Origin of the sequence: Microcoleus sp. Pol11C3 (assembly GCF_036701485.1) — a bacterium.
In the GTDB taxonomy this organism is placed as follows: domain Bacteria; phylum Cyanobacteriota; class Cyanobacteriia; order Cyanobacteriales; family Microcoleaceae; genus Microcoleus.
The window spans coordinates 1-21,977 of the sequence record NZ_JAUBQW010000107.1 but is presented as its reverse complement, the minus strand read 5'-3'; the positions used below and the strand labels follow the sequence as shown (position 1 = coordinate 21,977).

The window sequence follows — 21,977 nt, the reverse complement described above, 5'->3', positions numbered from 1 at the left end:
CATGGACTCCGACAGTTTGAATCCATCTTTTTGGGATGGAAACTAGCTCAGAATCAACTTGTGTGTACACGGTAGGGGAAATGAAGGGGAAGATTTTCTCACAGGTTTTGCAGGCAACGATTCTGTATTTGGGGGAAAAGGGAGAGATTTCCTGAATGGATCTGATGGAAATGACTGCCTCAGTGGTGGTCTAGATGCTGATTTCCTTACTGGAGACGTTGGCGATGATATTTTATTTGGGGGTAGAGGCAATGATTTTTTAGACGGCGGAGAGGGGAATAACACTCTGGTTGGCGGCTTGGGCAGAGACTTCTTAAGTTGTGAGTTTGGCAATAATTTATGCGTTCTGGGAATAGATCCTGCCACTACAGATATCAATTTTAGTGATCTGATCGGAGGTTTTGATCCTGATGTAGATCGCATTGGATTAGCGAGTGGCTTAACGGTCAATGATATAGTGTTGGAGCCGGTAGAGGATGTGACAGTAACATATAGGTTCGACTTCCCACAAGCTTTACTACAAGTCCTCCCTCCAGAGCTGACCAGCGAATTGAGCGGCCCTGGTTCAGGAACTCTAATCAGAGTTAGAAATTCTAACGCGATTTTAGGTTTGGTAGGCGATGTAACGCCTAATGAACTACAAAGCAGGATTGTTTCCGTTCAGGGTTTCTAAGTTCAGGACAATCAGTGGTAAGCTGACAAACTTATCATATTGTTAGCCAGAAATTAACTCCTGATATTTACAGGAGTTACGCAGAAACGCTAGTAGTAAGGTGCGTATTTCGCACCTTACTACTAGGGGTGGTGTAAAAATTGACTGTGCAGCGTAAGTATTGTAAAATTATCTACTCTTTGAGTCCGCATCGGCGCAAGAAAGTTGGTGTAGTAGCGATTTTATGGTCTGATCGAAATCACTAATCACTATGATTTACCGTGAGGAATTTTTGACAGCAACAACGCGAATTCTCCGGTAATCTGCAATCCAATTACCATCGCGGTAAAGCGCCGATCGCAAACGTTCTTCAACTGCGTTAATTACGTGCGATCGCACATCATCAGACAACCCCGACAAAAACCCGCCAGCAAACATTTCAATCCAATTTACCATACCCGCGCTGCCACCTTCTAGGGGAGTCGGGCGATCGAACAAAACCGCATAACCCACATCAAATCCCTGCTTTTCCAAAAGCCCAGCATACTCGCCAATACTCGGAAAATACCAAGGATTAAGCGCTTCAGGCTCCTGGCAACCAATTTCTGACAAAACACTCAAAAGTGCGCGGACGATCGCCCCCACGTTCCCCTTACCGCCAAACTCAGCAACAAAACGCCCTCCCGGCTTCAGCGCTTTTTCCACACAATTAATCACAGCATCCGGCGGTTTAATCCAGTGCAAAACTGCATTAGAAAAAACAGCATCTAACGGCTCTTCTACTTGAAAACTCCTCGCATCTGCGGCAGCGAAGTTAATGTGAGGGTAGTTTATTTTTGCCGTAGAAATCATCGACAAAGAGGAATCAATACCTTGCACAAAAGCACCACTTTGAGCAATCTTTTCAGTTAACTGTCCCGTACCGCAGCCCAAATCCAGAATTTGTTCACCAGCCTTCGGAGCGAGTAACTCCACAATTGATTCACCGTACTGCCAAACAAAAGCATGATTTTTCTCATAAAGGGCAGAATTCCAAAAATATTGTGACATTTCTTCTCTTGTTTTCTATTGTTTTCTCTTCGTGTCCTAGCGCTTACGCGCGGCTTCGCCTAACGCGCCTTCGCGGTTCGTTATTAAATTATTGGCCAGCAAGCAGATTAATTGCATCCCCATCAATACGGCAAAGTCTAATATTTTCCAAAATCCGCGCTCCCTGCTTTTGGTAAAAAGCAATTCCCGGCACATTGCCAGTATTAACAGTCCATTCCATACGCCCGCAATTTGTGGACTCAGCAATTCGTGCCAAAGACTTTAACAGTGCTGTACCGACTCCCATACCGCGAAAATGAGATTGCAAAAATAAATCATCAAGCCAAAGGCAAGGCTGCGCCAAAAGACTTGAATAGGAAGCATAAAACATCGCAAACCCTACCGCTGTGTCGCCAACTTCCGCCAACAATACTCGCACTAGGGGAGACTCGACAAATAATAGTGTTTGCTTCAATTTGTCTGCTGTTGCTTCTAAAAGATGTGGAACTCCATCGAATTCTGATTTTTCCGAAATAAAAGCAAGAATTAGTTCCAAATCTGCTAGCTCTGCTTCTCTAATTTTGATATCCAAATTAGCCATTGTTTAATTCTCAATTTCGCCTATTAATCACTGTATGAAATGTCTTCATAAATGTCCAATATATGTTTAACTAACCACTTATACTTTTAAAATATTAATGATTGGGGAGCTATGGAACTTCGGCATTTGCGTTATTTCATTGCAGTTGCAGAGGAACTGAATTTCACTCGTGCAGCCGAAAAACTGCATATTGCCCAACCTCCGCTGAGCCAACAAATCCAGCATTTAGAGGCAGAGTTGGGGTTTCAACTGTTTCGTCGCACCAAGCGGACGGTGCATTTAACGGCAGCGGGACAGGTTTTTTTCGAGGAAGCCGGGAAAATTCTGCAGCAAGTCGATCGAGCAATTCAACTCGGCCGACAAACCAGTCGGGGCGAACTCGGCCAACTGACGATCGGCTTTGTGAGTTCTGCAGCACACAACGTGGTTCCAGCAATTTTGCAGGCCTTTCGCACTCGATGTCCCGCCGTCAAACTGGAACTGCACGAACTGACGACAAACGAACAGTTGCAGCGGCTGCGGTTCGGGCAAATTGATATCGGCTTCGTGCGCCCTCCGGTTGAGGAAGATGGGATAAATTCTGAAATCGTTTTTCGAGAACCGCTGATCGTGGCACTGCCAGAAACACATCCGGCGGCCGATCGCACGCATCTTGAATTACGTGAACTTTCCACAGAACCGTTCATCCTATTTCCCCGTTCCCAGGCTCCGGGATTGTACGATGCGATCGTCAGTCTTTGTCAGCAAGCAGGTTTTAGCCCGATCGCGGCTCAAGAAGCAATTCAAATGCAAACTATTGTCAGTCTGGTAGCGGCCGAGATGGGAGTGGCGATCGTCCCGGCGTCAATGCAAAATTTCCAGCGCAGCGGGGTAGTTTACAAAGCGTTACCAGAATCAACCTGCATTGTGGCGATCGCTCTAATTTGGCGCAGCGATCCAACGGCTGCGGTGCAGCGGTTTTTGGAAGTCGCCAGACTGCAGCAGCGGATTTGATATTTGAGATTGTAAATTTTAGATTGACTGGTAATTTGACAAAGTTATCAAAACTCAAAGATTTTCTGTGCAACAACACCCGTAGAATGATTAATTGATGCTCGGAGTTCGAGCAACTACCGCCGTAAAAGTCGGCACGATCCGACCCCAACGGCTCACAATATCCCACGTAACTATTCAGTACAAGAGAGCAAGGGATGGTATTGGCAACAGAAATGGGTTCGTCCCAACCGGAATCCTCTTTCGATTTATCTACTTATCTAGTCAAGCGAAAAGAGGCGATCGAGGTAGCTCTCGACAGTGCACTGCCGGTCATCTACCCAGAAAAAATTTACGAAGCAATGCGCTACTCGCTGCTAGCGGGGGGCAAGCGCCTGCGTCCGATCCTGTGTCTGGCTAGCTGCGAACTGGCCGGCGGCACTACATCTATGGCAATTCCGACAGCTTGCGCTTTGGAAATGATCCACACGATGTCACTGATTCACGACGATTTGCCGGCAATGGACAATGACGACTACCGGCGTGGCAAACTGACGAACCACAAAGTCTACGGCGAGGATATCGCCATTTTGGCTGGCGATGGTTTGCTGACCTATGCTTTTGAATTTATCGCCACTAAAACTGAGAACGTACCCCCCCAACAGGTGTTGCAGACGATCGCCCATTTAGCGCGGGCATCGGGTGCTGCTGGACTCGTAGGCGGTCAGGTGGTAGATTTGGAATCTGAAGGAAAGACAGATGTTTCTCTGGAAACTTTGAATTATATTCACGCTCACAAAACAGGCGCGCTGTTAGAAGCCTGCGTAGTTTGTGGGGCTATTCTGGCTGGGGCCTCGGCTGCCGATTTGCAGCGGCTGTCTCGTTTCGCTCAAAATATTGGGTTGGCTTTCCAGATCATTGACGACATTTTGGATATTACTGCTACCCAAGAAGAACTGGGCAAAACTGCTGGCAAAGATGTTCAAGCAGGAAAAGTCACTTATCCGAGTTTGTGGGGAATTGAGGAGTCTCGGCGCCAAGCTTCGCAGCTTGTGGCTGATGCTAAGGCTCAATTGGCAGTGTTTGGGAGCAAAGCTCTACCGCTGCTGGCGATCGCCGATTTTATTACCAGCCGCAGTAACTAGAAATACCAAACACTATGCAGGAAATTTGCAGCGGCATTTTAAACAATCATGTACTCATGGTTGCTTTGCTCGCTTGTCTAGCGGCTCAGATCATGAAGTTGCCGATCGAGTTGGTTAAAAATCGCAAGTTTAATCTTCGGTATTTAGTAACAACGGGGGGAATGCCCAGCGCTCACTCGTCTTTTGTGGGCGCTTTGGCTGCTGGAGTGGGACAAACGATGGGATGGGAAAGTCCGGATTTTGCGATCGCTGCGATCTTTGCAATTATTGTGATGTACGACGCAGCAGGCGTCCGCCAAGCAGCAGGCAAGCAAGCTCGCATCCTCAACCAAATTATTGACGAGTTTTTTGAAGAAGATCACAACCTTAATGAGGCTCGCCTGAAAGAGTTGCTGGGACACACTCCTTTTCAAGTGCTTGTAGGGTTGGGGCTGGGAATTACTATTGCTTGGATCGCAGGGCCTGCATATTAGTTAACTGTTAACTGTTAACTGCGTCGCCCTGAGCGGAGTCGAAGGGTTGACTGTTAACTGTTAACTAATGACTACTGACCGAATTCTGCTTGCAGCAGGTCATCGTTGTCATCGGCGATAGTGGCGACAATAGTAATAACCCGAGAAATTTCCCCGGTCGAGATTTCCGCCATCGTCCGAGTCGATACTACGGCAACTTGATTATCAACAATGGCAAAATGAGATTCTAAAGTAGACAGCCAATTCATTTCTAGAATTTTCCGCATTAATTGAGCTTCATTCTTCGCTGGCAACTGCAGTACAAAAGCCCAAACAGTCAAAGTATCATCTTCTGTTTCCCCGGTGAGTTGCACGAACACTTCAACACTGCCGTACTTAAACTTCCAAAGATGTCCGCCAGCTTCACTTTGACCGACCATCACTTTTTGGTCTACAGCCATGCTGGCGATGACAGTTTCAATTTCTTCTGCATAGGTGACGGCTGTGGCTTTTTCGACCTGGGCATCGGCGATCGCGCTTTCACTTGAGAGGCTTTCTGTGGAAGCTGTTTGTATGTTCGGCTCGCTGGTAGTCATGATTATATTTAGACGGAAAACTATTCCAATAATCAGTTTACTTGCTCAAGCTTAAAATTATGACTTTAAATAACTGGTTCCCAGGCATAGCCTCGGAACCAGTATATCTCGCTTATTTGGGGAGGCAGGCGCAAGTTTGACTTGCAGAGCGGTTTCAACCGGGTTCGCGATCGTTTTTAAGCCTTGGGCTTAGTCGCCGCCGGCTTCTTCTCAATGGTATTCAAGCCGTTGAGGAACATCGGCACAAATTTCTCCACAAATGCCTGCGGGTCGCGGTTCCAGGCCCGCTGAGCTACATCGACTCTGGTCATTTGCAGGTCGGGGGCGAGCAGGGTGGCCGGCAAGCGTTCCATCAGGTATTGCGGGCGTTCCCACATCGGCATGGTGTTGGCAATGTCTACCAGGCGGGTGACGCGACGGAGTTCTGCCCCCAGCATGATATCCATTCCCGATTCAAAAGCTGCTTGTTCGATCGCCACATACTTGCGCTTTGCCTGTTCCACCTTCTGGCGGTGTTCCTGGCTTTTGGCAGCTATAGAGCCCAGCCAGCGGTTGCCCCAGCGGACGTGACCAGCTTCTTCGGGAAAAATCTTTTCGATTGTTTCGCGAATTTTGACGTTTTCGTCGGTTTGGGGAGCCTGTTTGAGGGCGTGGATGTGGGCTGAGAAGTATTCGCAGCCCCGCTTTTCGGTGACGTTAATCGCGGCCAGGGAAGAAATTACAAAATCTTCGCGGTCTTTGGTGGGGTCTTGTTGCTCGCTGTCATACAACCTTTCAAATTCGTCAATGTAGGAGACTCCCGGCGGCCTTCCCACATTTTGGCCCAAGTCTACCAGCAAATCTGTCAGCCACATGGCGTGTCGCGCTTCGTCGGAAATGTGCCGGGAGAGGTCGCGCACGAGTTCGGCCGGTTCTCCGTCTAGCCGTTCAATCACGTCCGTGAGGTCTTTGCAACTGCGCTGTTCGCTGTAGCGGTAGCGGTTGAGGGTGATCAGGTGAATTTCGCGATCGCGTACTACATTAGCTAAAATTTCGCGCGCTCCCATAGCGTTGCGAAGCTTGCGGGGATAGGCAACAGTCATGCTTTTATGTTGTTTTGTAAAGATACTTATATAAGTGTAACGCAGTTTTTTCGACAACCAATTCCGTCGCAAGGCAGAAAGTTGTTGTGTAGCAAGCAGATTGAACTTTATACAGAGATTTTTTTTACTCGATCGACCAACGACAATAGTTTGGAGTTGCGAGTCATACAATTTTAGATTTTAGATTTTAGATTAAAAATGACTGATGACTATCAGGGTTTGGAGCTTTTCTACAGTTAGATTATTTTTTTAAACTGCTATCACGCAAGGGTTGCGCGGATCACACAAAGCAACCTCATACACTCAAAACTTTTCAGGTTCGATCCATTTTAGATTTTAGATTTTAGATTAAAAATGACTGATGACTATCAGGGTTTGGAACACGGGCTGACAATTACATTATTTTTTTTGTAAACTGATATCACGCAAGCGCTGCGCGGAGCACAAAAAGCAATCTCACACACTCAAAAATGTTCAGGTTCCGTCGAGTCTTGGGCCTCAACACTAGCAGACTCTTGTTGAAATTTTCGCGCCTCTTCTACTTCCAACCTAGCCAGAGTTGTCGCCACATCGGCTAACTGTAAAGCCAGATTCATCCGACAAACCGGGTTTTTTTCCCTCCACAGGTCTTTTGCCAAGAAATGTACTCGATAGCGAAACATTTTAATTGAATTTGGCGGAGTAACTTTCACGGTCATAGTCTTTCTTCTGTTGAAGTTTGAATGCCCAGCAGCACCCGTTCTAGTTCTAGGTAAATAAATGTCAGCATGATTACTTTATCTTCATCGGTGATTGTAACACTACAGGTTGCCGATCGAGGTTCAACGCCTTCGTGCCTGACAACTACAGTATATTTTCCCTGCTTCAGGTTATCAAAATTCACATCTGCCTCAAACAGATCAACTGTCTCCTCGGCCAGCACTTGTCCCCCCCAAGTCAGTAAAGTGACAAAAGCAATGCCGTCAACTGAAGTCATGGCATTATTACTCTGATTGCGTACCATCACAAAAATATCGGACATTGTTTAGTCATTGTTAATTGCTAATTGCTAATTTAGAATGAGTGCAGCACCTCACAAATAAACGAGCATAAATACAGTGAATCATTTCAAGTTTTTGCTAATTTTGACGGCTTTTGCAGCGGTTCTCGGTTTGGGAAAAAGTGGGGCGCTAGCTGGTGCCTCGAATATCTCTGATACTGAGCCTTCTTTGCAGCTTCCCAGCGTGCAAATAGCAGAAAAAAGCGATCGCAATTTAAGCAACTCCAAAGGTACATTAAAAGAAGGCAGTGTCATCTCTGTAGATCCAGATCAAGTTACGGGCATACCAAAAGCCGAGGCGAGGACACGTTTTATTCTGAATAAGATATATCGGGTTCAGGAAGGCACTGCCGCTGACGATTTGTTTATTGTTGATGAGAAAGCAACTAAATGGGCTGTAGAGGATGTCTCGGAGGCTACAGAGGGCGCTACTACTAATAGCTTCGCCCTGATAGTGTCGGGCAACCGGAGAGTCAGGGCGCTGATCCAGCAGTTCTAAACTCAAAAAGAACGCCGCTTTTAAGGGCGGCGTTCTTATTAATTAAAAATCCTCGGTTAAAAATGGTATAATTACCATTTTTAACTTTTAATTTTTAATTATTAACTATCTAACAGTCGTAGTAGAGAGCAAACTCGTAGGGGTGAGGACGCAGCCGCATCGGGTTGACTTCGTTGTCGAGTTTGTAGGAAATCCAGGTTTGGATGAAGTCTTCGGTAAATACCCCGGTTTCAGTTAAGAAACTGTGGTCTTTTTCTAAAGCTTCTAAAGCGCCTTCCAAGGAACCGGGAGTCGAAGGAATTTTGCTCAATTCTTCAGGGGAAAGGTCGTAGATATCCACGTCCAAAGGTTCGCCCGGATCGATTTGATTCTTGATGCCGTCTATGCCGGCGCACAGCATGGCTGCAAATGCTAAATAGGGGTTGGATGTGGCATCGGGACAGCGGAATTCTAACCGCTTGGCTTTGGGGTTGGTTCCCGACAACGGAATCCGCACTGATGCCGATCGATTTCCTTGAGAGTAAGCTAAGTTTACAGGCGCTTCAAAGCCCGGAACTAAACGCTTGTAGGAATTGGTCGTGGGGTTGGTGAGTGCCAAAAGTGCCGGGGCGTGCTTGAGAATGCCACCGATGTAATGCAGTCCCATTTGACTGAAACCTGCATATTGATCGCCTGCAAATAGAGGTTTGCCGTCTTTCCAAATCGACTGGTGAACGTGCATCCCGGAACCGTTGTCGTTAAACAGCGGTTTGGGCATGAAGGTGATGGTTTTGCCGTATTTTTTGCCGACGTTTTTGATGACGTATTTGTAAGTCAGCAAGTAGTCGGCGGCTTTTACCAAAGTGTCAAAGCGGAAGCCGAGTTCGCATTGACCGCCGGTGGCGACTTCGTGGTGGTGTTTTTCGATGGGTACGCCGCATTTTGCCATTGTCAGCAGCATTTCCGTTCTCATGTCTTGAGAGGTATCGGTTGGTGCTACTGGGAAATAACCTTCTTTGTAACGCGGTTTGTAGCCGAGGTTGCCGCCTGCTTCTTCTTTGCCGGAATTCCAGCGACCTTCGATCGAATCTACGTAATAGTAGCCGGAATTTTGGGTTTGGTCGAAGCGAACGTCGTCAAAAATAAAGAATTCTGCTTCCGGGCCAAAGAATGCTGTATCGCCAAGACCCGTGGAAAGCAAGTAGTCTATGGCTTTTTGGGCGATCGTGCGAGGACAGCGACTGTAAGGTTCGCCCGTGCGAGGTTCTTTGATGCTGCAAATGAAGCTGATGGTCGGTTCTGCCATGAACGGGTCCATCCAAGCGGTGGTCGGATCGATGACCATCGTCATGTCTGATTCGTTGATGGCTTTCCAGCCCCGAATGCTGGAACCGTCGAAGGGTACGCCGTCTGTGAATGCGGTTTCGTCGATTTGGTCGTGGTACAGGGAAAGGTGCTGCCAGATCCCCGGCATATCGATGAATTTGAGGTCAACGATCTGGATCTTATTTTCTTTTATGTAGTTTAAGGCTTCTTGGGGTGTCTGGAACATGACTTACTCCTGATATTGGTTGTGTCTTGGCGATCGGCCGATTTCAGACTGTTTGGGCGATCGTAGGCTTTCAGTATCCACTATTTTGTATCTATGGCTACAAAACTTTGAAATAGGGGCCCAGTGTGGCCAGGCAGTTTGAGATTCTTGCCCTGTCGATTTTTCGGCTAAAGATACAAGGCAAACGGCTGAATTTTACGACAGTTTGCCGGGGATAGACTACCTGGAGTTAAAATCCCATCTCAAATCTTAATCAAACGCCGATTTGTAGTAGTCTACAATAGGCGGTCTGTCTCAGATAGCAAAGTATTGATAAAGATTTTTGGGAGAGAAACTTATGCGCGATGCAGTGACGAGCCTGATTGAAAATTATGATGTTGCTGGTAGGTATTTAGACCGAGATGGTATCGATCGGTTGAAATCTTATTTTGCAACGGGTACGGCACGGGTACAGGCGGCGGCTGCGATTAACAGCAATGCTGCGGCAATTGTCAAGCAAGCTGGTATCCAGCTATTTGCTGAACAGCCGGAACTGATCCGTCCCGGGGGAAATGCCTACACGACTCGTCGCTACGCGGCTTGTCTGCGGGATATGGACTACTACTTGCGCTATGCTACTTACGCCCTGGTGGCTGGAAGTACCGACGTGCTGGACGAGCGCGTGCTGCAAGGTTTGCGGGAAACTTACAATTCTCTAAGCGTTCCCATTGGCCCGACGGTGATGGGGATTAGCATTATGAAAGAGATGGTTAAGGCTCAGGTGGAAGCTGCTGGCTTGTCTGTGGGGCCTTTTTTGGAGCAGCCTTTTGATTACTTGATTCGCGAATTGAGCGAACAAGATATTTAAGTCAATTTGCTAATTCTTTTAACAGCAAATTGCATTTGTGGCTTGCAGTTAGATCGATCGCTTTTTTTGGCCTCACAGCCTCCAAGCGATCTTTTTTTATGGGTTATACAATTTTAGATTAAAGATTTCAGATTAAAGATTTCAGATTAAAAATTATAGATTAAAAATTATAGATTAAAAATTTGAATAATTGGGAATGACTGATAAATTAAGGGTTTGGAGCTTCCCTATAATTGCATTCTTGTTTGCAACTGATGCTAAAAATCGCCAACAAATCCCCAGACAAGGCATTTGTCTAGGGGATTTTTGGTTTGGCCCAGATTGACTTGTTGGGCGGTTCTTGCTTCTACTTCGCCGTTGGGGTAAAGAATGTGGATGATGTCACCGCTGACGAAGGCGAGGGGATTTTCTTGACAATTGCCCACATTTCTGATAGGAAAGTTAATTGTTTTCATGGTCGATCGCCCTGGTGATAGTTGTAGTGCTCTTAGCTGCATATAAATCATCTGCTATTGGCCCCATTTTTTGTGTGATTTTATGACAGTTTATTTGTGATAAAAGTACACAATCCGAGCGATCTCAATCACATAATGTGAGGTGGGACCAATGCCGCGCGATGAGCCAAAAACCAAAATAATCGCCAAAAATCAGCAGTCGGGCTTGTCCGTAAGTGCTAATCTGGTACTTCTTAACCCTATCCGTACAGATTAAAAACCTTGGCTAAACAGCGACTAGACACTTTATTGGTCAGCCTAGATTTGTGCAGTTCAAGACAGCAAGCTCAGGCATTGATTCGGACTGGGAAAGTCTCCATCAACCAACAGGTAGTTGACAAACCGGGCACTGAGGTTGACATTGCAGCAAAAATTCAGATTAAAGAGCGATCGCGCTATGTTTCTAGAGGCGGCGACAAATTAGCCAAAGCTTTAGAAGTTTTTGCGATTCCCGTTACAGGCAGAATTTGTCTCGACGGTGGCATTTCCACAGGCGGTTTTACCGACTGTCTCCTGCAAGCCGGCGCCGCCCTAGTGTACGGCGTAGATGTTGGCTACGGTCAAGCAGATTGGGGCTTGAGGAATGATCCGAGGGTAATTTTGAAAGAACGCACCAATTTGCGGTACATGACTGCTGCTGACCTTTACGGCGACTTGGAGCGAGCAGACTTGGCGGTAGTAGATGTGTCGTTTATTTCCCTGGATAAGATTTTACCGGCGCTGTGGGAATTGTTGGCACCACCGCGAGAAGCGGTGTTGCTGGTAAAGCCGCAGTTTGAGGTAGGGCGCGAGAGAGTCGGGAAAAAAGGCGTAGTGCGAGACTCAGCAACTCAAGCTGATGCGATTTTTCAAGTGTGGAAGGCAGCCACAGCTTTAGGATGGCAGCAACGTGGCTTAACGTGGTCGCCTTTACTTGGCCCGGCCGGTAATATCGAGTATCTTTTATGGTTGGGGATCGATCGCGAACCAGAAACAGAGCCGAGGGCGATCGAAGAGGATGTTGTGAAGGAACGGATCGCACAAGTCACCAAAGCGGCCGCGCGGGAACTTGTCGATCGATTGTAGATTATAGATTGTAGATTGATTTCAAGATGTCAAGCTAATCTATTTTAAAAATCAAATTTGGAACTCCAGATTGCTCTAAAATTTCAAAATTTTTGTCAATCAGACTCCTAAACTTTCACTAAGTGAATAATTCCATGCAATCATTAAAACAAGCCGGCTCAATTTTAATCTACGTTCTAGGTGGCATCGGGTATGTGGCGATTGTAGCTACTATTGTAGGCGTTTCAATTCTCATCAAGTGGGCAGCTCTGCTACTAGCCGACAAATTATTATATACAATTCTGATTATCGGCGATTTGTTGAGGGGTATCGAAATTATTGAACTGTTAAATATATTGGTATTTGCTTTTATCGGTATGGGAGTGGGTGTGGCGACAAGGCTTCTACACCCTCAATACGGTCGCAAAATTAGTGCTGCTTTGTTGATACTTGTAGTTCCCTTAGTTTTCATGATTACGCCAGCCATTCGATATAATTCTTGGCTAGAAAAAGTGGAAGAATCGGATAAATTATCGCCTCCGCAAACTGCAACCTTAACTAACTCATTTTTGAATAGAAAAGTAGGATTGCCTGGTTTTATCGGTTATTACGTATATACTGGTCAGTTTCCCGTTATTCCGACGAAACAATCGGAGATGAAAGACCTGGACAGCTTTGAAAAAAAAGTTAATTCCAGATTTGTACAGTTCACAGGTATTGCTCCGACTATTGTTTCTTGGTCAATGCGGGTTTGTTTTTGGCTGATTAGAATATTTTACTTTTCTATAGCGGTAATTGCGACGATCGCCCATTTTAGGGAAGGTGTGAGAATCGCGAGACGGTAATACCATTTTCGATTAAAGACTTGGGAGTCACCGTGAGCTATCGTGGTTTGGATCTCACCTAAAGTTGCATTTTTTTTGACAATGGTATAAGAGTATAAGCTGTAGGGTGCGTCAGATTCTAGCTTTTCGATTATTCACAAATAACCCTCTGCTGACCTACCCTACTCAACTACTAGGGCAATTTTTAATTGCCAATTTTAAACTCTTGCTGCAAGCGATCGATAATTGTATTACGCTCGATGGTGGCGAGAATTTCTTGAATTACCGTATCTTGTCCCAGGGGACCCCAGGTGCAGCCTTTTTCTAAATAAACTTGGGCGGCACGACCGACAGCATAGGTTCCGTAAGCTGCTAAACTAGCTTGAGTGACAGCAACTCCGGCAAAAGTAGAAAAGCCGATTTGCGGGGCCGCAGCGGCCACACTTTTGCCAAATCCCAACAGAAAACTGCTACCCAATTCTCCTAAAAGTACGCCACCAGCACTGGAGAAAATAGTCTGCCAAAGTTTCCCCGCTTCGTAACCAGTCATAGGTAAACCGTAAAGTCTGGATAAAGAGCGAATTAAGGCTAAATCGGCGACAGTTGCTCCCATTACATCCAAGAAGGCCACTGGATTTAAACCGACAGCCAAAGCTTTATATTTTGCAAATTGCCAGATTAAATCTTCGGCTTCTGTTTGTCGCAATTTGAGAACGTGACGGGCAATGTTTGCTTCGGCATCTCTAGCTTCAACTAAAGCATTTAGAGCGAGGAGCGATCGACCTTCTCTGTTAAGAATTGTGAGAATTTTATGTTTGAGTTCGTCTATCTGCGCGGGCGGCGACTCCCATTCGTTAGTTACTCTTCCGTCGGACCATTCCACCCGCACTTGCACCGGCGCGGGTTCGGCGGCTACCATGACTATTTCTAATGATTTGGCAATTTTAGGCGGTGATTTTGCAGTAGATTTATCGGAGGAGTGGTTTGGGCGATCGGACAAATTTTCGCTATCTGTTTGGTCTGTTACCGCAGCGGTTGCTAACTGTTCAGTATTTCCCAGCGCTTGCAAACTTTGGTAAATAGCTTTTCTGTCTAATTCGGGATAAAGGTCAATTTTATTAAAAACTAAAATCAGCGGTTTTTGAGCTGTTTGCAATTCGCACAGTGCTTGATATTCAGTTCGGGTGATATCCCCTGCAACGACAAACAGAATTAAGTCAGCTTGGCGAGTTACTTGTTTCGCCATTTCGCCGCGCACTTCGCCCCCAACTTCATCAAGTCCGGGAGTATCGATTAATTCAACTTGCACCCCTCCTTTCCCCCCCTTGCCAGGGGGGGGTTGGGGGGATTCGTCGCTTTCAAGGAAGGATAAAGGCACACTCCAACGCACGGAACGCGGCCACTGAGTCACACCGTTGAGAGGGCCGGTTTGCAGAATTTTGTGACCTAAAAGCGCGTTTAATACGGCTGACTTGCCACGGCTGACTAAGCCGAAAGTAGCAATGCGAATGACGTTGTGGTCTAGTTTTTCTGAGGTGGAAGTTAAGATATCTAACTGATATTGCAGCGCCGCTTCTAATTCTGTATTATTCGAGTTTTTTTTCCCTTGGCGCAGGTGGGAATAGCGCGCCAGGGATTCGCGCAAACTGGCGCGGGCAAGGGATAAGCGATTTTCTTGAAGGGAATTGTCAGCCATTGGCGATCGGCTTTTTTAAGCAGGTATAATTGATCGTCGAATTATAAATCCTATTTCTTATTTTAATACAATTTTTCATAAATTTATAATTTTTTAGTTATGAGTTTTCCGAAAAATATTGAACGGGCATCTTGCCCGTTCCACAATAACAAAAAAAATTTTGTGGAACAGGCATCTTGCCTGTTCTTTTCCCTAACACTAGGCTCCGCCTCGGAAAATTTGCTCAACGTTCAGCTCCATATTGGGAAATGTAGGTGAAATAATGCGATCGCTCCCTCTGAACTGTGTAATTCTATACTCTCCGTCCACAAGCTGGCAAACCGAGATGGTGGGTGCTTTGGGGTCGCCAATATGACGTATTCCGCCCAATGCAGCATAATCCGCAATCCAATATTCGAGGATGCCCATCATTTCGTAATCTGCCAACTTTTTGAGATAATCGTCGCGCCAGTTGGTACTGACAACTTCAACAAGTAGCGGGATAGATGTTCCTTGGGTGATTGTTGCTGACTTCAACCATAGGGGTTCAGATGCTAAAGCCTGACGGTTTAATAGCAAAACATTAGGAATATATCCTGTATCTTTAGCTGGTGGCTTAACTAGGGCTTTCGAGGGAATGCGGTATGGAAGTTGCTGTTGGGTGTAGAGCAGCGTAAATTCTTGAACAAGGTATGCTGTGATATCTTCGTGTTCTCCTGTTGGCTGCATTTCAACCATTACCCCGTCGTGGAGTTCGTAGCATCTGTTTTCGGATTTATCTTCTAGAAATTCTTCAAAGCTTAGTATTTTTGGTTGAGTTTGTATCATCGTGCAAACTTTATTTGATTGTATAACAGAAGGAAGAAGGAAGAAGGAAAATATTAACTGGTTGCCTGGTTGGGCCGGGGAACAGGCAAGATGCCTGTTCCACAACAGAAAAACTGTCTTGTGGAACAGGCATCTTGCCTGTTCCTTTATTTTACTTAATTGGCCGCCGACTTAACGGTTTCGGGCCCAGATACCTGAGATGAAAGGCGACTCGCCACTTGGTTGACGAAAGATTGCAAGAAGGAAACTTGCTGATTTTGCGTAAATACTGCTTGCAAAGTTTTAGTCAACTTGTCGAGATTGAAAATGCCTTGGGCAGCATTTTCCAGTTCTTGACTTTGGAAATATTCAATTAAACTCAGTCCTGCTATTCTGGTAAAATAGGCTGCACTAATTCCCTGCACCGCGCCTCCTGCTACATAGGTGACGGCATTGCTTTTCAGCAGTCCAGTAATAGTTTGGGTAGACAGTTCTACTAATCCCAATTTGAACATTTGATTAGCCAAAGTTGCCGCTACTGTCTTAGCTTGGTCTAAGGAAAACTTTTGCTGGTAGATAGCACCGAGATCGATTACGAGTTGGGTGCTGATGGCGGTTGTTGCTAGCAAGTCTAAAGCGGGAACCGGATTAGCAAACACGGTGGCGGCGGCGATGTACTGATATTGTTCGATAATGGGAATTGCCCGATCGCGCCTGACTGCATTTAAGAAGGTTTTTGCCTCTAACTTGATACCTGCCGCCTCGCGCACTGCACTCGCCCAGACCAACTGTTGCCGTTCTTCAGTTAAGATTTTAGTCAATCTTTCCGTCAGCGCTTCGAGTTGAGAGACTTGATTTTCGATCCGTTCTTTAAATGTGCCGTCCGCTTGGTGCTGGCGCACTTTAATAGAATTGGGAGAAGCTGCGATCGCAATTATATCTTCGGTTCCCAATATTCCTTGCATTTTCTGCTGCAAAGAGTTCAAAACCTGCGACTGCTGTTCTGGCAAATATTGGTCTTGTTTGTTCCAGACTAGCAGCACGCGCTGACCTGCTGCTGCTAGCTGAGATAATGTTTGAAATTCGGAATCTGTGATGTCGCCCGCTGTCACAAACAGCGCTAAATCACCATTGATTTTGGCATCGGCATTTGTATTAGCAAATAGCGGTGCTGTTTCTTGTAAACTAAGCTTTTGCGGGTGTTGAGATGCCCAATTAGAATTTAAAACTTGAATTAAGGCAGTTTTGCCGACAGCTTTGCCGCCAGTTACGGTAATCCGCAAATCTTGTCTGTCTAATTCGGTTCTGAGCCGATCGAGCTTTGCTGTTAGATTAGCAGGATCGGCGGAGTTTTGAGCTTCTGAGGCTAGCAATTTAATTGCCGCTTCGGAAGTCGCGATCGCTTTTTCGGCTGCTTCCCGGTTCGCCAGGGGTTCCGGGAGTCCGAGTTCGAGTTTGGGGGATTGTTGCTTCCACCACCAATACCCCGCACCGGCAGCCGCCAAGCCGATGAGTGCCGTTTCGCCCATTTCTGAACCCGAATGCTGTAGAGTTTCCAGCAGCCACAGCGCTGCTGAAAGTCCTATTCCGCCTATCAAAATCGGTCGCCGCAAGTTAAGTGTCATTTTTTCCTTCCTGTGGGTATTGTCACCAAGCTTAACCTTCGCGGGCTTGGCCTCCCTCCCTATATTCCATCGTACCTCTGCGGCATCCAAACTGGCAGGCGGGCAATCCGACTTTTTGCCATCGGGATTTGCGGCCCCGGCGACAATCAACTTTTTGCACTTCTACAAACGGGGAATAGGAGACTGAAGTCCTCGCTACAAACCAATAGAGTTTTACAGGATTTTGCAAATATAATAGTTGATTTTTTCTCTATGTTGGTAATGCTTGAGATTGTGATTCAAAAATATCAATTATTTGTTTGGGAATTGCTCGCGGTCGCATGGTGGTAACTTCAACCCAAACCCAAAGCGCCTCGGCTTTTAACAAGATTTCGTCACTTCCAGCTAAGCGAATTTCGTAGCGGCGGACAGCGCGCGGGCCGCGCATTTGTTCGATCCAAGTGGATATCTCCAGTCGATCGCCCGAGGCGGCAGATCGCAAATAGTCAATCTCTATCCGCCGCATTACAAAGACGCCGCCCAATTCCCGGTAGCGATCGAGTGTAAATCCCAAGTGTTCTAAATGTTCGATCGCAGCGTGTTCTAAATAATGCTGGTAGACAGCATTATTGACGTGACCGAGGGCGTCCATTTCGTAATGACGCACTCTAATTTGTGCAGTAAATGGTGTCAATTTCTCACCTTTCCACTTGTTGCGGTATTTTGTAGTTCCGAGTGCGATCGCGCTCTGGGTCGATACTCGATTGGAACTGATTGCAAGTTACACTAAAGAGTTGAAACGCCACTGCTTCCAGGTTAATCTTAGTCCTGGAAGCACAGACGGTCATCACCTTGGTTTTTTTACGACAATACACTGGCTTAAAACCCTCAGTCTCGGTTGAAAAACCCGGTTTCTTGCTTCTGAGTGCGTCCCGGACTAAATCTTTGAGAAATCGGACGGGTAACTGTTTAGTCTCCCAGACAAATCCCTAAACCGCGGGCCGTTTTAACCAGAGTACCATCGAAGTCTACAGGTCTGTATTTGGCGATCGCATCTTCCAGAGGAACGCTCACAACTTCCCGCTTTTGCCAAGATACCATGCAGTCATATTTGTCTTCGGCAATTAAATCAACTGCTGCGATGCCAAAAGCAGAAGCAATTAATCTTTCCAGCGATGAAGGAGTTCCTCCGCGTTGAATATGTCCCAAAACGGTGACGCGAGTTTCTGCACCGCTGCAGTCAGAAATTGTATCAGCTAAATACTGACCAATTCCGCCTAATCGACTTTGACCTAAGCGATTTGTGTGCATTACTAACTCGCCTTCTTCAGTGCGAACTGCCTCCGCTACTATAATTAAACAGTAGTTTTTTCCCCGGTCTTGGCGTTCTTGGATTTGGGCGCAGATTTTGGAAATTGTGTAAGGGATTTCTGGAATTAGAATTATATCAGCTCCCCCAGAAATTCCAGCACTGATCGCAATATGTCCAGCATCGCGTCCCATGACTTCAACAATCATGACGCGACTGTGACTTGCCGCAGTAAAATGCAAGCGATCGAGTGCTTCAGTGGCAATATTGACAGCAGTATCAAAACCGATGGAACGCTCGGTAATTCCGACATCATTATCAATAGTTTTAGGAATAGCCACTAAATTCAAATTGCCGTGTTGAGCAATCTTCCTGAGAATGGCGAGACTGCCGTCGCCACCAATGCCAATTAAGGCATCCAGACCTAGTTGATGATAGCCTTCGATAATGTCGTCAGAACGATCGCGTAGACTCCCATCAGGCATCGGGAAGGCAAAAGGGTTGCCCTCATTTGTCGTGCCTAGCATCGTACCGCCAATGGTGAGCCACGAGTCTACTTTCTCAATATCCAAGGGAATTGCTTCAGGGGGACGACTCATCAATCCCTTGGTGGCTTGACGAATCCCCATCACTTTCCAATTGTAAGTTCCCGTTGCGCGGTAGACAACAGCTCGAATAACTGCGTTTAAGCCTGCACAGTCACCTCCGCTAGTGAGGATACCGATACATTTTTGTTCTCCCATAATTAATGCCCGACTTTTGTTACTCAGAACATGAGTTGATTTTTTTAGATCCCGATCGTCTAATCCTGATTTTCGACGTAAATATGTAGGCGAAAATAAACTTTACTTTGTAACAGAATGTAAAGCTATCATAACTTTTGTGATTGCTTTCATAAGAGATCGCTCATTCAGAGCTTTTCACTTGTTTTTGACTACTTATGTATTTTCCCGCTTCATCGACCTAATTAAGTGCCTCATCTCTGACGCATTCCACAAGTTCGATCGGCAACTAAGTAGCATCGTCAATCACCGTCTCCAACAAAACATCAATTTTACTTGGGATTGAGGCGTTTAGAAACTTGGTTAATTATACCGCTGAGAATAGCACCGCCCATAAGAATTCCCAGGGCGGGATTAAATACGGGCTGCCAGAGACTGTACCACAAATCAAAACCGAGATTCACCCCGGTCGATCGACCTGCTACTGCGATCACAAACCACCCAAAAATGGCAAACACGAAAAACACATCAGCTACTAAAAGCAAGTTGAGAAAGTTAAGAAATTTATCTTTCATTGTCGAGGGTTCCTTTTGAGTGTATATATGTCAAGTTTTGGCAAGCGGTTGGTAATTGAGCGGATTGATAGCTGCAACTGGCGATCGAATAAAGATAAAATATCATTCAATTGTTTTCGCGCACAGGCTGTCAAAATATGGTTCGCTATACACTTCCTCAAAGCCCCGAAATTATTTTAACTGTCAAAGGGAAAGATTCAGCCAAAGCCCGGGAAGAAGCGATGGATCGGCTGATGGATCTCATGGATGAGGGCAAGCTGCCTACGGAACTCGTGGAGGGATTTGGGCCCAAGCAGTTTGTTGAAGTTAAGGATATCGAAGATGCTGCATCTGACGGCGAGGATGCGATTACTGAAGCCGTCCAGATTTTGAGCAATTTGGCAAGTCTCAAATTGAAAGTGATGGAATCCCGCGAAGAAGCACTCAAAATCCGGGCGGCGATCGACATTTTGTTTACAGATGAGGCAGTGACGGCCGAGGAAATCGCCAGCCTCAAAGATGGTTTCAAGGTTCTCAAAAACTTCGCTCAAGCTAATGTCCGCTATCGAGATGCTAGGAGTAAAGCCGAGTCAGCCCGTGCAATTCTCGACGAAGCTTTGCAATCTGTCGAACCGGAAAACAAGGCGCAGAAATCGGCGAAATAGTAGCAGGTTGCATTGAAACTCACATCTTGCACCATTCTCAAGAACAAGCATCTTGCCTGTTCCACAAGAAAATTTACTATATATTGTGGAACAGGCATCTTGCCTGTTCATAAAAAGCTTATTGAGAATAGTGCAACATCTCAGTTGAAACCTATTTCTGTCATTGCGATCCGAAGGGAAGCAGTCGCCGAGGTTTGCGATTGCTTCGTTTCTTTATTCGGACATACAATAACTCTGCTGCCAGACATAATATTAACTTTACCCACATTAAAATCAGGAAAAAATTGTGAGCCAACAACAAACAGGAATTGTCAGAAACTCGATGTCAGGCAGCTTGCTGCTGGCTAAACAGTTAGGTTTTGAACCAAAAACTGTGATTGATGTCGGTGCCGCCTTGGGAACTTTTAACCTTTATGATACTTTCCCTAATTCCCGACATTTGCTAATTGAACCTATCGCCGAAAATGAACCTTATCTCGCCAAAATTTGCCGCAAGCTCAAAAGTGCAGAATACATTATCGCTGCAGCGAGCAAAGAAGCGGGAGTTTTCGCCCTTAACGTCAGTCCCTCTATGTTGCATTCTGCAATTTCTGAAAATCGCGTTACTGACAGCACCAATCCTTATTTGAGAAACATACCAGCAATTACCCTGGATGGAATATGCAGGGAAAGAAATTTGCAAGGCCCGTATTTAATTAAAGTTGATGTAGACGGACAGGAAGTAGATGTTTTAGCGGGAGCCACTGAAATTTTGCAGCAGACTGAATATGTAATTGTAGAAGTTACTTTATTCGGTCAGATGTATGATGTAATGAGTTTTATGAAGTCCCAAGGATTCGCAGCTTACGATATTGTTGATTTGTCATATCGCCCGACTGATAAAGCTTTGTGGCAAGTTGACATGGCTTTTGTTAAGGAATCGGGTCAATTCAGAAGAGAGAGTAGTTTCGCGACAGGAGAGCAGGATATCGAAGCACTTAACTCGCATCTCAAAGCTTATCGGGAAAATTTAATGCAATACATTGACACTCATTACAGCGACCCATTAGAGCCGGAACCAGAGGTCAATCAAGCTGTTTTGGGCGAAGATTATGTCATCATTTAACTCAAGTTGCTTCCATCTGATATCTTGCACCATTATCTAGAACAGGCTTTCCGGCCTGTTCCACAAAGAGTGAGTTTTCTATGTGGGATGGGCAGGAGAACCTGCCCGTTATCCCTTCGATGATTCGGATCTGGAAATCGCTACTAAACAAACAAAGTCCGCGCAGGCTGACTAAGAATATGATATTGGAAAACTGGATGCGATTGAATTAGTTGGCTCGATCGCTGCTACCTATATCTGTAGCTTTTTCTACTGCTTCCCGTGGTGGCGTAACTGCTTCGCCCACGTTATCTTTTACCGATTCTATAAATTTTTTGGTACTGGGGGCAATGGGTTGGTCGAGATTCAGCTTTTCTCGGATATTGTCAAGTACACTACTGGCATCCTTCTCTGTATCGCTTGTTGGCTGCCGATCGGGACGGGCAACTTCGTAAGACGTAGCTTCAGGGGTTAAAGGTGTAGCGATCGCTTGCATTTTGTTGCCCGAAAATTCCAATTCGGAGCTAAAAATTAGCGCTATTCCTACAGCAAAGATTATTCCTACTCGCAGGCAAATTGTAACTAAGCGCGATGTAAACTTTTTCATTGAAAAACTCTGTTTTTTCTGTGACGACTGTAATACAGAATAATTTCTGTTGTTGGTTTGCAAATCTATCTAGGGCTTGCTGAATAATCGATCGCAAACTATGAATAGGAGCGACCGATATATTCAAACTCAACTAAAGATAA

The 21,977-nt window shown here is 45.8% G+C and carries 25 protein-coding genes; 10 read left to right on the top strand and 15 right to left on the bottom strand.

Going from position 1 to position 21,977, the window contains the following annotated elements:
- Nucleotides 1-58 precede the first annotated feature (58 nt).
- Nucleotides 59-673 (top strand): calcium-binding protein, encoded by a 615-nt coding sequence (locus QUA40_RS21215; protein WP_333129462.1) that lies wholly within the window; start codon nucleotides 59-61, stop codon nucleotides 671-673.
- Between the two features lie 255 nt (nucleotides 674-928).
- Here QUA40_RS21215 and QUA40_RS21210 read toward each other — a convergent pair whose 3' ends face one another.
- Complete coding sequence (locus QUA40_RS21210; RefSeq protein WP_333129460.1) at nucleotides 929-1,702, bottom strand: methyltransferase domain-containing protein; 774 nt, start codon at nucleotides 1,700-1,702, stop codon at nucleotides 929-931.
- A gap of 88 nt (nucleotides 1,703-1,790) precedes the next feature.
- Entirely contained in the window at nucleotides 1,791-2,282 is a 492-nt protein-coding gene (locus QUA40_RS21205) for a GNAT family N-acetyltransferase (RefSeq protein ID WP_333129459.1), read from the bottom strand.
- A 111-nt stretch (nucleotides 2,283-2,393) separates the two neighbouring features.
- Between QUA40_RS21205 and QUA40_RS21200 the strand changes: the two genes are divergently transcribed.
- The 3 genes from QUA40_RS21200 to QUA40_RS21190 all read left to right on the top strand — a co-directional run bounded on the left by QUA40_RS21200 (nucleotide 2,394) and on the right by QUA40_RS21190 (nucleotide 4,872).
- Nucleotides 2,394-3,275: a LysR family transcriptional regulator gene (locus QUA40_RS21200; protein ID WP_333129457.1), complete on the top strand. Its 882-nt coding sequence runs from the start codon at nucleotides 2,394-2,396 to the stop codon at nucleotides 3,273-3,275.
- A 197-nt stretch (nucleotides 3,276-3,472) separates the two neighbouring features.
- Nucleotides 3,473-4,399 carry a geranylgeranyl diphosphate synthase CrtE gene (gene crtE, locus QUA40_RS21195; protein ID WP_333129455.1) on the top strand — a complete coding sequence of 309 codons (927 nt, stop codon included), beginning with the start codon at nucleotides 3,473-3,475 and terminating at the stop codon, nucleotides 4,397-4,399.
- A 14-nt stretch (nucleotides 4,400-4,413) separates the two neighbouring features.
- Nucleotides 4,414-4,872 carry a divergent PAP2 family protein gene (locus QUA40_RS21190; protein WP_333129452.1) on the top strand — a complete coding sequence of 153 codons (459 nt, stop codon included), beginning with the start codon at nucleotides 4,414-4,416 and terminating at the stop codon, nucleotides 4,870-4,872.
- Between the two features lie 71 nt (nucleotides 4,873-4,943).
- Here the strand turns inward: QUA40_RS21190 and QUA40_RS21185 are convergent, their stop codons facing one another.
- From QUA40_RS21185 to QUA40_RS21170, 4 genes are all read right to left on the bottom strand, one after another.
- Complete coding sequence (locus QUA40_RS21185; RefSeq protein WP_333129450.1) at nucleotides 4,944-5,447, bottom strand: YbjN domain-containing protein; 504 nt, start codon at nucleotides 5,445-5,447, stop codon at nucleotides 4,944-4,946.
- Between the two features lie 176 nt (nucleotides 5,448-5,623).
- Complete coding sequence (locus tag QUA40_RS21180) at nucleotides 5,624-6,529, bottom strand: ferritin-like domain-containing protein (protein ID WP_333129448.1); 906 nt, start codon at nucleotides 6,527-6,529, stop codon at nucleotides 5,624-5,626.
- A gap of 464 nt (nucleotides 6,530-6,993) precedes the next feature.
- Nucleotides 6,994-7,227, bottom strand: a complete 234-nt coding sequence (locus tag QUA40_RS21175) for a hypothetical protein (protein ID WP_333129444.1) — start codon at nucleotides 7,225-7,227, stop codon at nucleotides 6,994-6,996.
- Nucleotides 7,224-7,550: a hypothetical protein gene (locus tag QUA40_RS21170; RefSeq protein ID WP_333129442.1), complete on the bottom strand. Its 327-nt coding sequence runs from the start codon at nucleotides 7,548-7,550 to the stop codon at nucleotides 7,224-7,226. Before QUA40_RS21170 ends, QUA40_RS21175 begins: the two co-directional genes overlap by 4 nt.
- A 76-nt stretch (nucleotides 7,551-7,626) precedes the next feature.
- Here QUA40_RS21170 and QUA40_RS21165 point away from each other — a divergent pair, with 76 nt between their 5' ends.
- Nucleotides 7,627-8,067, top strand: coding sequence for a hypothetical protein (locus QUA40_RS21165; RefSeq protein WP_333129441.1), 441 nt, complete (start codon nucleotides 7,627-7,629; stop codon nucleotides 8,065-8,067).
- A 109-nt stretch (nucleotides 8,068-8,176) separates the two neighbouring features.
- Here QUA40_RS21165 and glnA read toward each other — a convergent pair whose 3' ends face one another.
- On the bottom strand, nucleotides 8,177-9,598 hold the full coding sequence (glnA, locus tag QUA40_RS21160) for a type I glutamate--ammonia ligase (RefSeq protein WP_333129439.1): 1,422 nt from the start codon (nucleotides 9,596-9,598) through the stop codon (nucleotides 8,177-8,179).
- Between the two features lie 337 nt (nucleotides 9,599-9,935).
- On the opposite strand from glnA, the gene apcB reads away from it, so the two are divergent.
- Entirely contained in the window at nucleotides 9,936-10,445 is a 510-nt protein-coding gene (gene apcB, locus QUA40_RS21155; RefSeq protein WP_333129437.1) for an allophycocyanin subunit beta, read from the top strand.
- 257 nt (nucleotides 10,446-10,702) lie between these two features.
- Here apcB and QUA40_RS21150 read toward each other — a convergent pair whose 3' ends face one another.
- A complete protein-coding gene (locus tag QUA40_RS21150; protein WP_333129435.1) occupies nucleotides 10,703-10,942 on the bottom strand; it encodes a hypothetical protein in 240 nt (79 codons plus the stop codon).
- 219 nt (nucleotides 10,943-11,161) lie between these two features.
- Between QUA40_RS21150 and QUA40_RS21145 the strand changes: the two genes are divergently transcribed.
- Nucleotides 11,162-12,004: a TlyA family RNA methyltransferase gene (locus QUA40_RS21145; protein WP_333129433.1), complete on the top strand. Its 843-nt coding sequence runs from the start codon at nucleotides 11,162-11,164 to the stop codon at nucleotides 12,002-12,004.
- 134 nt (nucleotides 12,005-12,138) lie between these two features.
- Nucleotides 12,139-12,828, top strand: coding sequence for a hypothetical protein (locus QUA40_RS21140; RefSeq protein ID WP_333129431.1), 690 nt, complete (start codon nucleotides 12,139-12,141; stop codon nucleotides 12,826-12,828).
- 184 nt (nucleotides 12,829-13,012) lie between these two features.
- Here the strand turns inward: QUA40_RS21140 and QUA40_RS21135 are convergent, their stop codons facing one another.
- The 6 genes from QUA40_RS21135 to QUA40_RS21110 all read right to left on the bottom strand — a co-directional run bounded on the left by QUA40_RS21135 (nucleotide 13,013) and on the right by QUA40_RS21110 (nucleotide 19,499).
- On the bottom strand, nucleotides 13,013-14,503 hold the full coding sequence (locus QUA40_RS21135) for a DUF697 domain-containing protein (protein WP_333129430.1): 1,491 nt from the start codon (nucleotides 14,501-14,503) through the stop codon (nucleotides 13,013-13,015).
- A gap of 198 nt (nucleotides 14,504-14,701) precedes the next feature.
- Nucleotides 14,702-15,310, bottom strand: coding sequence for a Uma2 family endonuclease (locus QUA40_RS21130; RefSeq protein WP_333129428.1), 609 nt, complete (start codon nucleotides 15,308-15,310; stop codon nucleotides 14,702-14,704).
- Between the two features lie 155 nt (nucleotides 15,311-15,465).
- Nucleotides 15,466-16,914 (bottom strand): slr1306 family protein, encoded by a 1,449-nt coding sequence (locus QUA40_RS21125; protein WP_333129426.1) that lies wholly within the window; start codon nucleotides 16,912-16,914, stop codon nucleotides 15,466-15,468.
- Nucleotides 16,915-17,164: 250 nt separating this feature from the next.
- Nucleotides 17,165-17,587 carry a thioesterase family protein gene (locus QUA40_RS21120; protein WP_333129424.1) on the bottom strand — a complete coding sequence of 141 codons (423 nt, stop codon included), beginning with the start codon at nucleotides 17,585-17,587 and terminating at the stop codon, nucleotides 17,165-17,167.
- A 275-nt stretch (nucleotides 17,588-17,862) separates the two neighbouring features.
- Nucleotides 17,863-18,945 (bottom strand): ATP-dependent 6-phosphofructokinase, encoded by a 1,083-nt coding sequence (locus QUA40_RS21115; protein ID WP_333129422.1) that lies wholly within the window; start codon nucleotides 18,943-18,945, stop codon nucleotides 17,863-17,865.
- A gap of 311 nt (nucleotides 18,946-19,256) precedes the next feature.
- Complete coding sequence (locus QUA40_RS21110; RefSeq protein WP_333129419.1) at nucleotides 19,257-19,499, bottom strand: hypothetical protein; 243 nt, start codon at nucleotides 19,497-19,499, stop codon at nucleotides 19,257-19,259.
- Between the two features lie 137 nt (nucleotides 19,500-19,636).
- Here QUA40_RS21110 and QUA40_RS21105 point away from each other — a divergent pair, with 137 nt between their 5' ends.
- A complete protein-coding gene (locus QUA40_RS21105; RefSeq protein WP_333129417.1) occupies nucleotides 19,637-20,143 on the top strand; it encodes a hypothetical protein in 507 nt (168 codons plus the stop codon).
- A gap of 286 nt (nucleotides 20,144-20,429) precedes the next feature.
- A complete protein-coding gene (locus tag QUA40_RS21100) occupies nucleotides 20,430-21,248 on the top strand; it encodes an FkbM family methyltransferase (RefSeq protein ID WP_333129415.1) in 819 nt (272 codons plus the stop codon).
- A 208-nt stretch (nucleotides 21,249-21,456) separates the two neighbouring features.
- Here the strand turns inward: QUA40_RS21100 and QUA40_RS21095 are convergent, their stop codons facing one another.
- The gene (locus tag QUA40_RS21095) at nucleotides 21,457-21,834 is read right to left on the bottom strand and encodes a hypothetical protein (protein WP_333129413.1); all 378 of its coding nucleotides are present in this window, start codon (nucleotides 21,832-21,834) and stop codon (nucleotides 21,457-21,459) included.
- Between the last annotated feature and the right edge of the window lie 143 nt (nucleotides 21,835-21,977).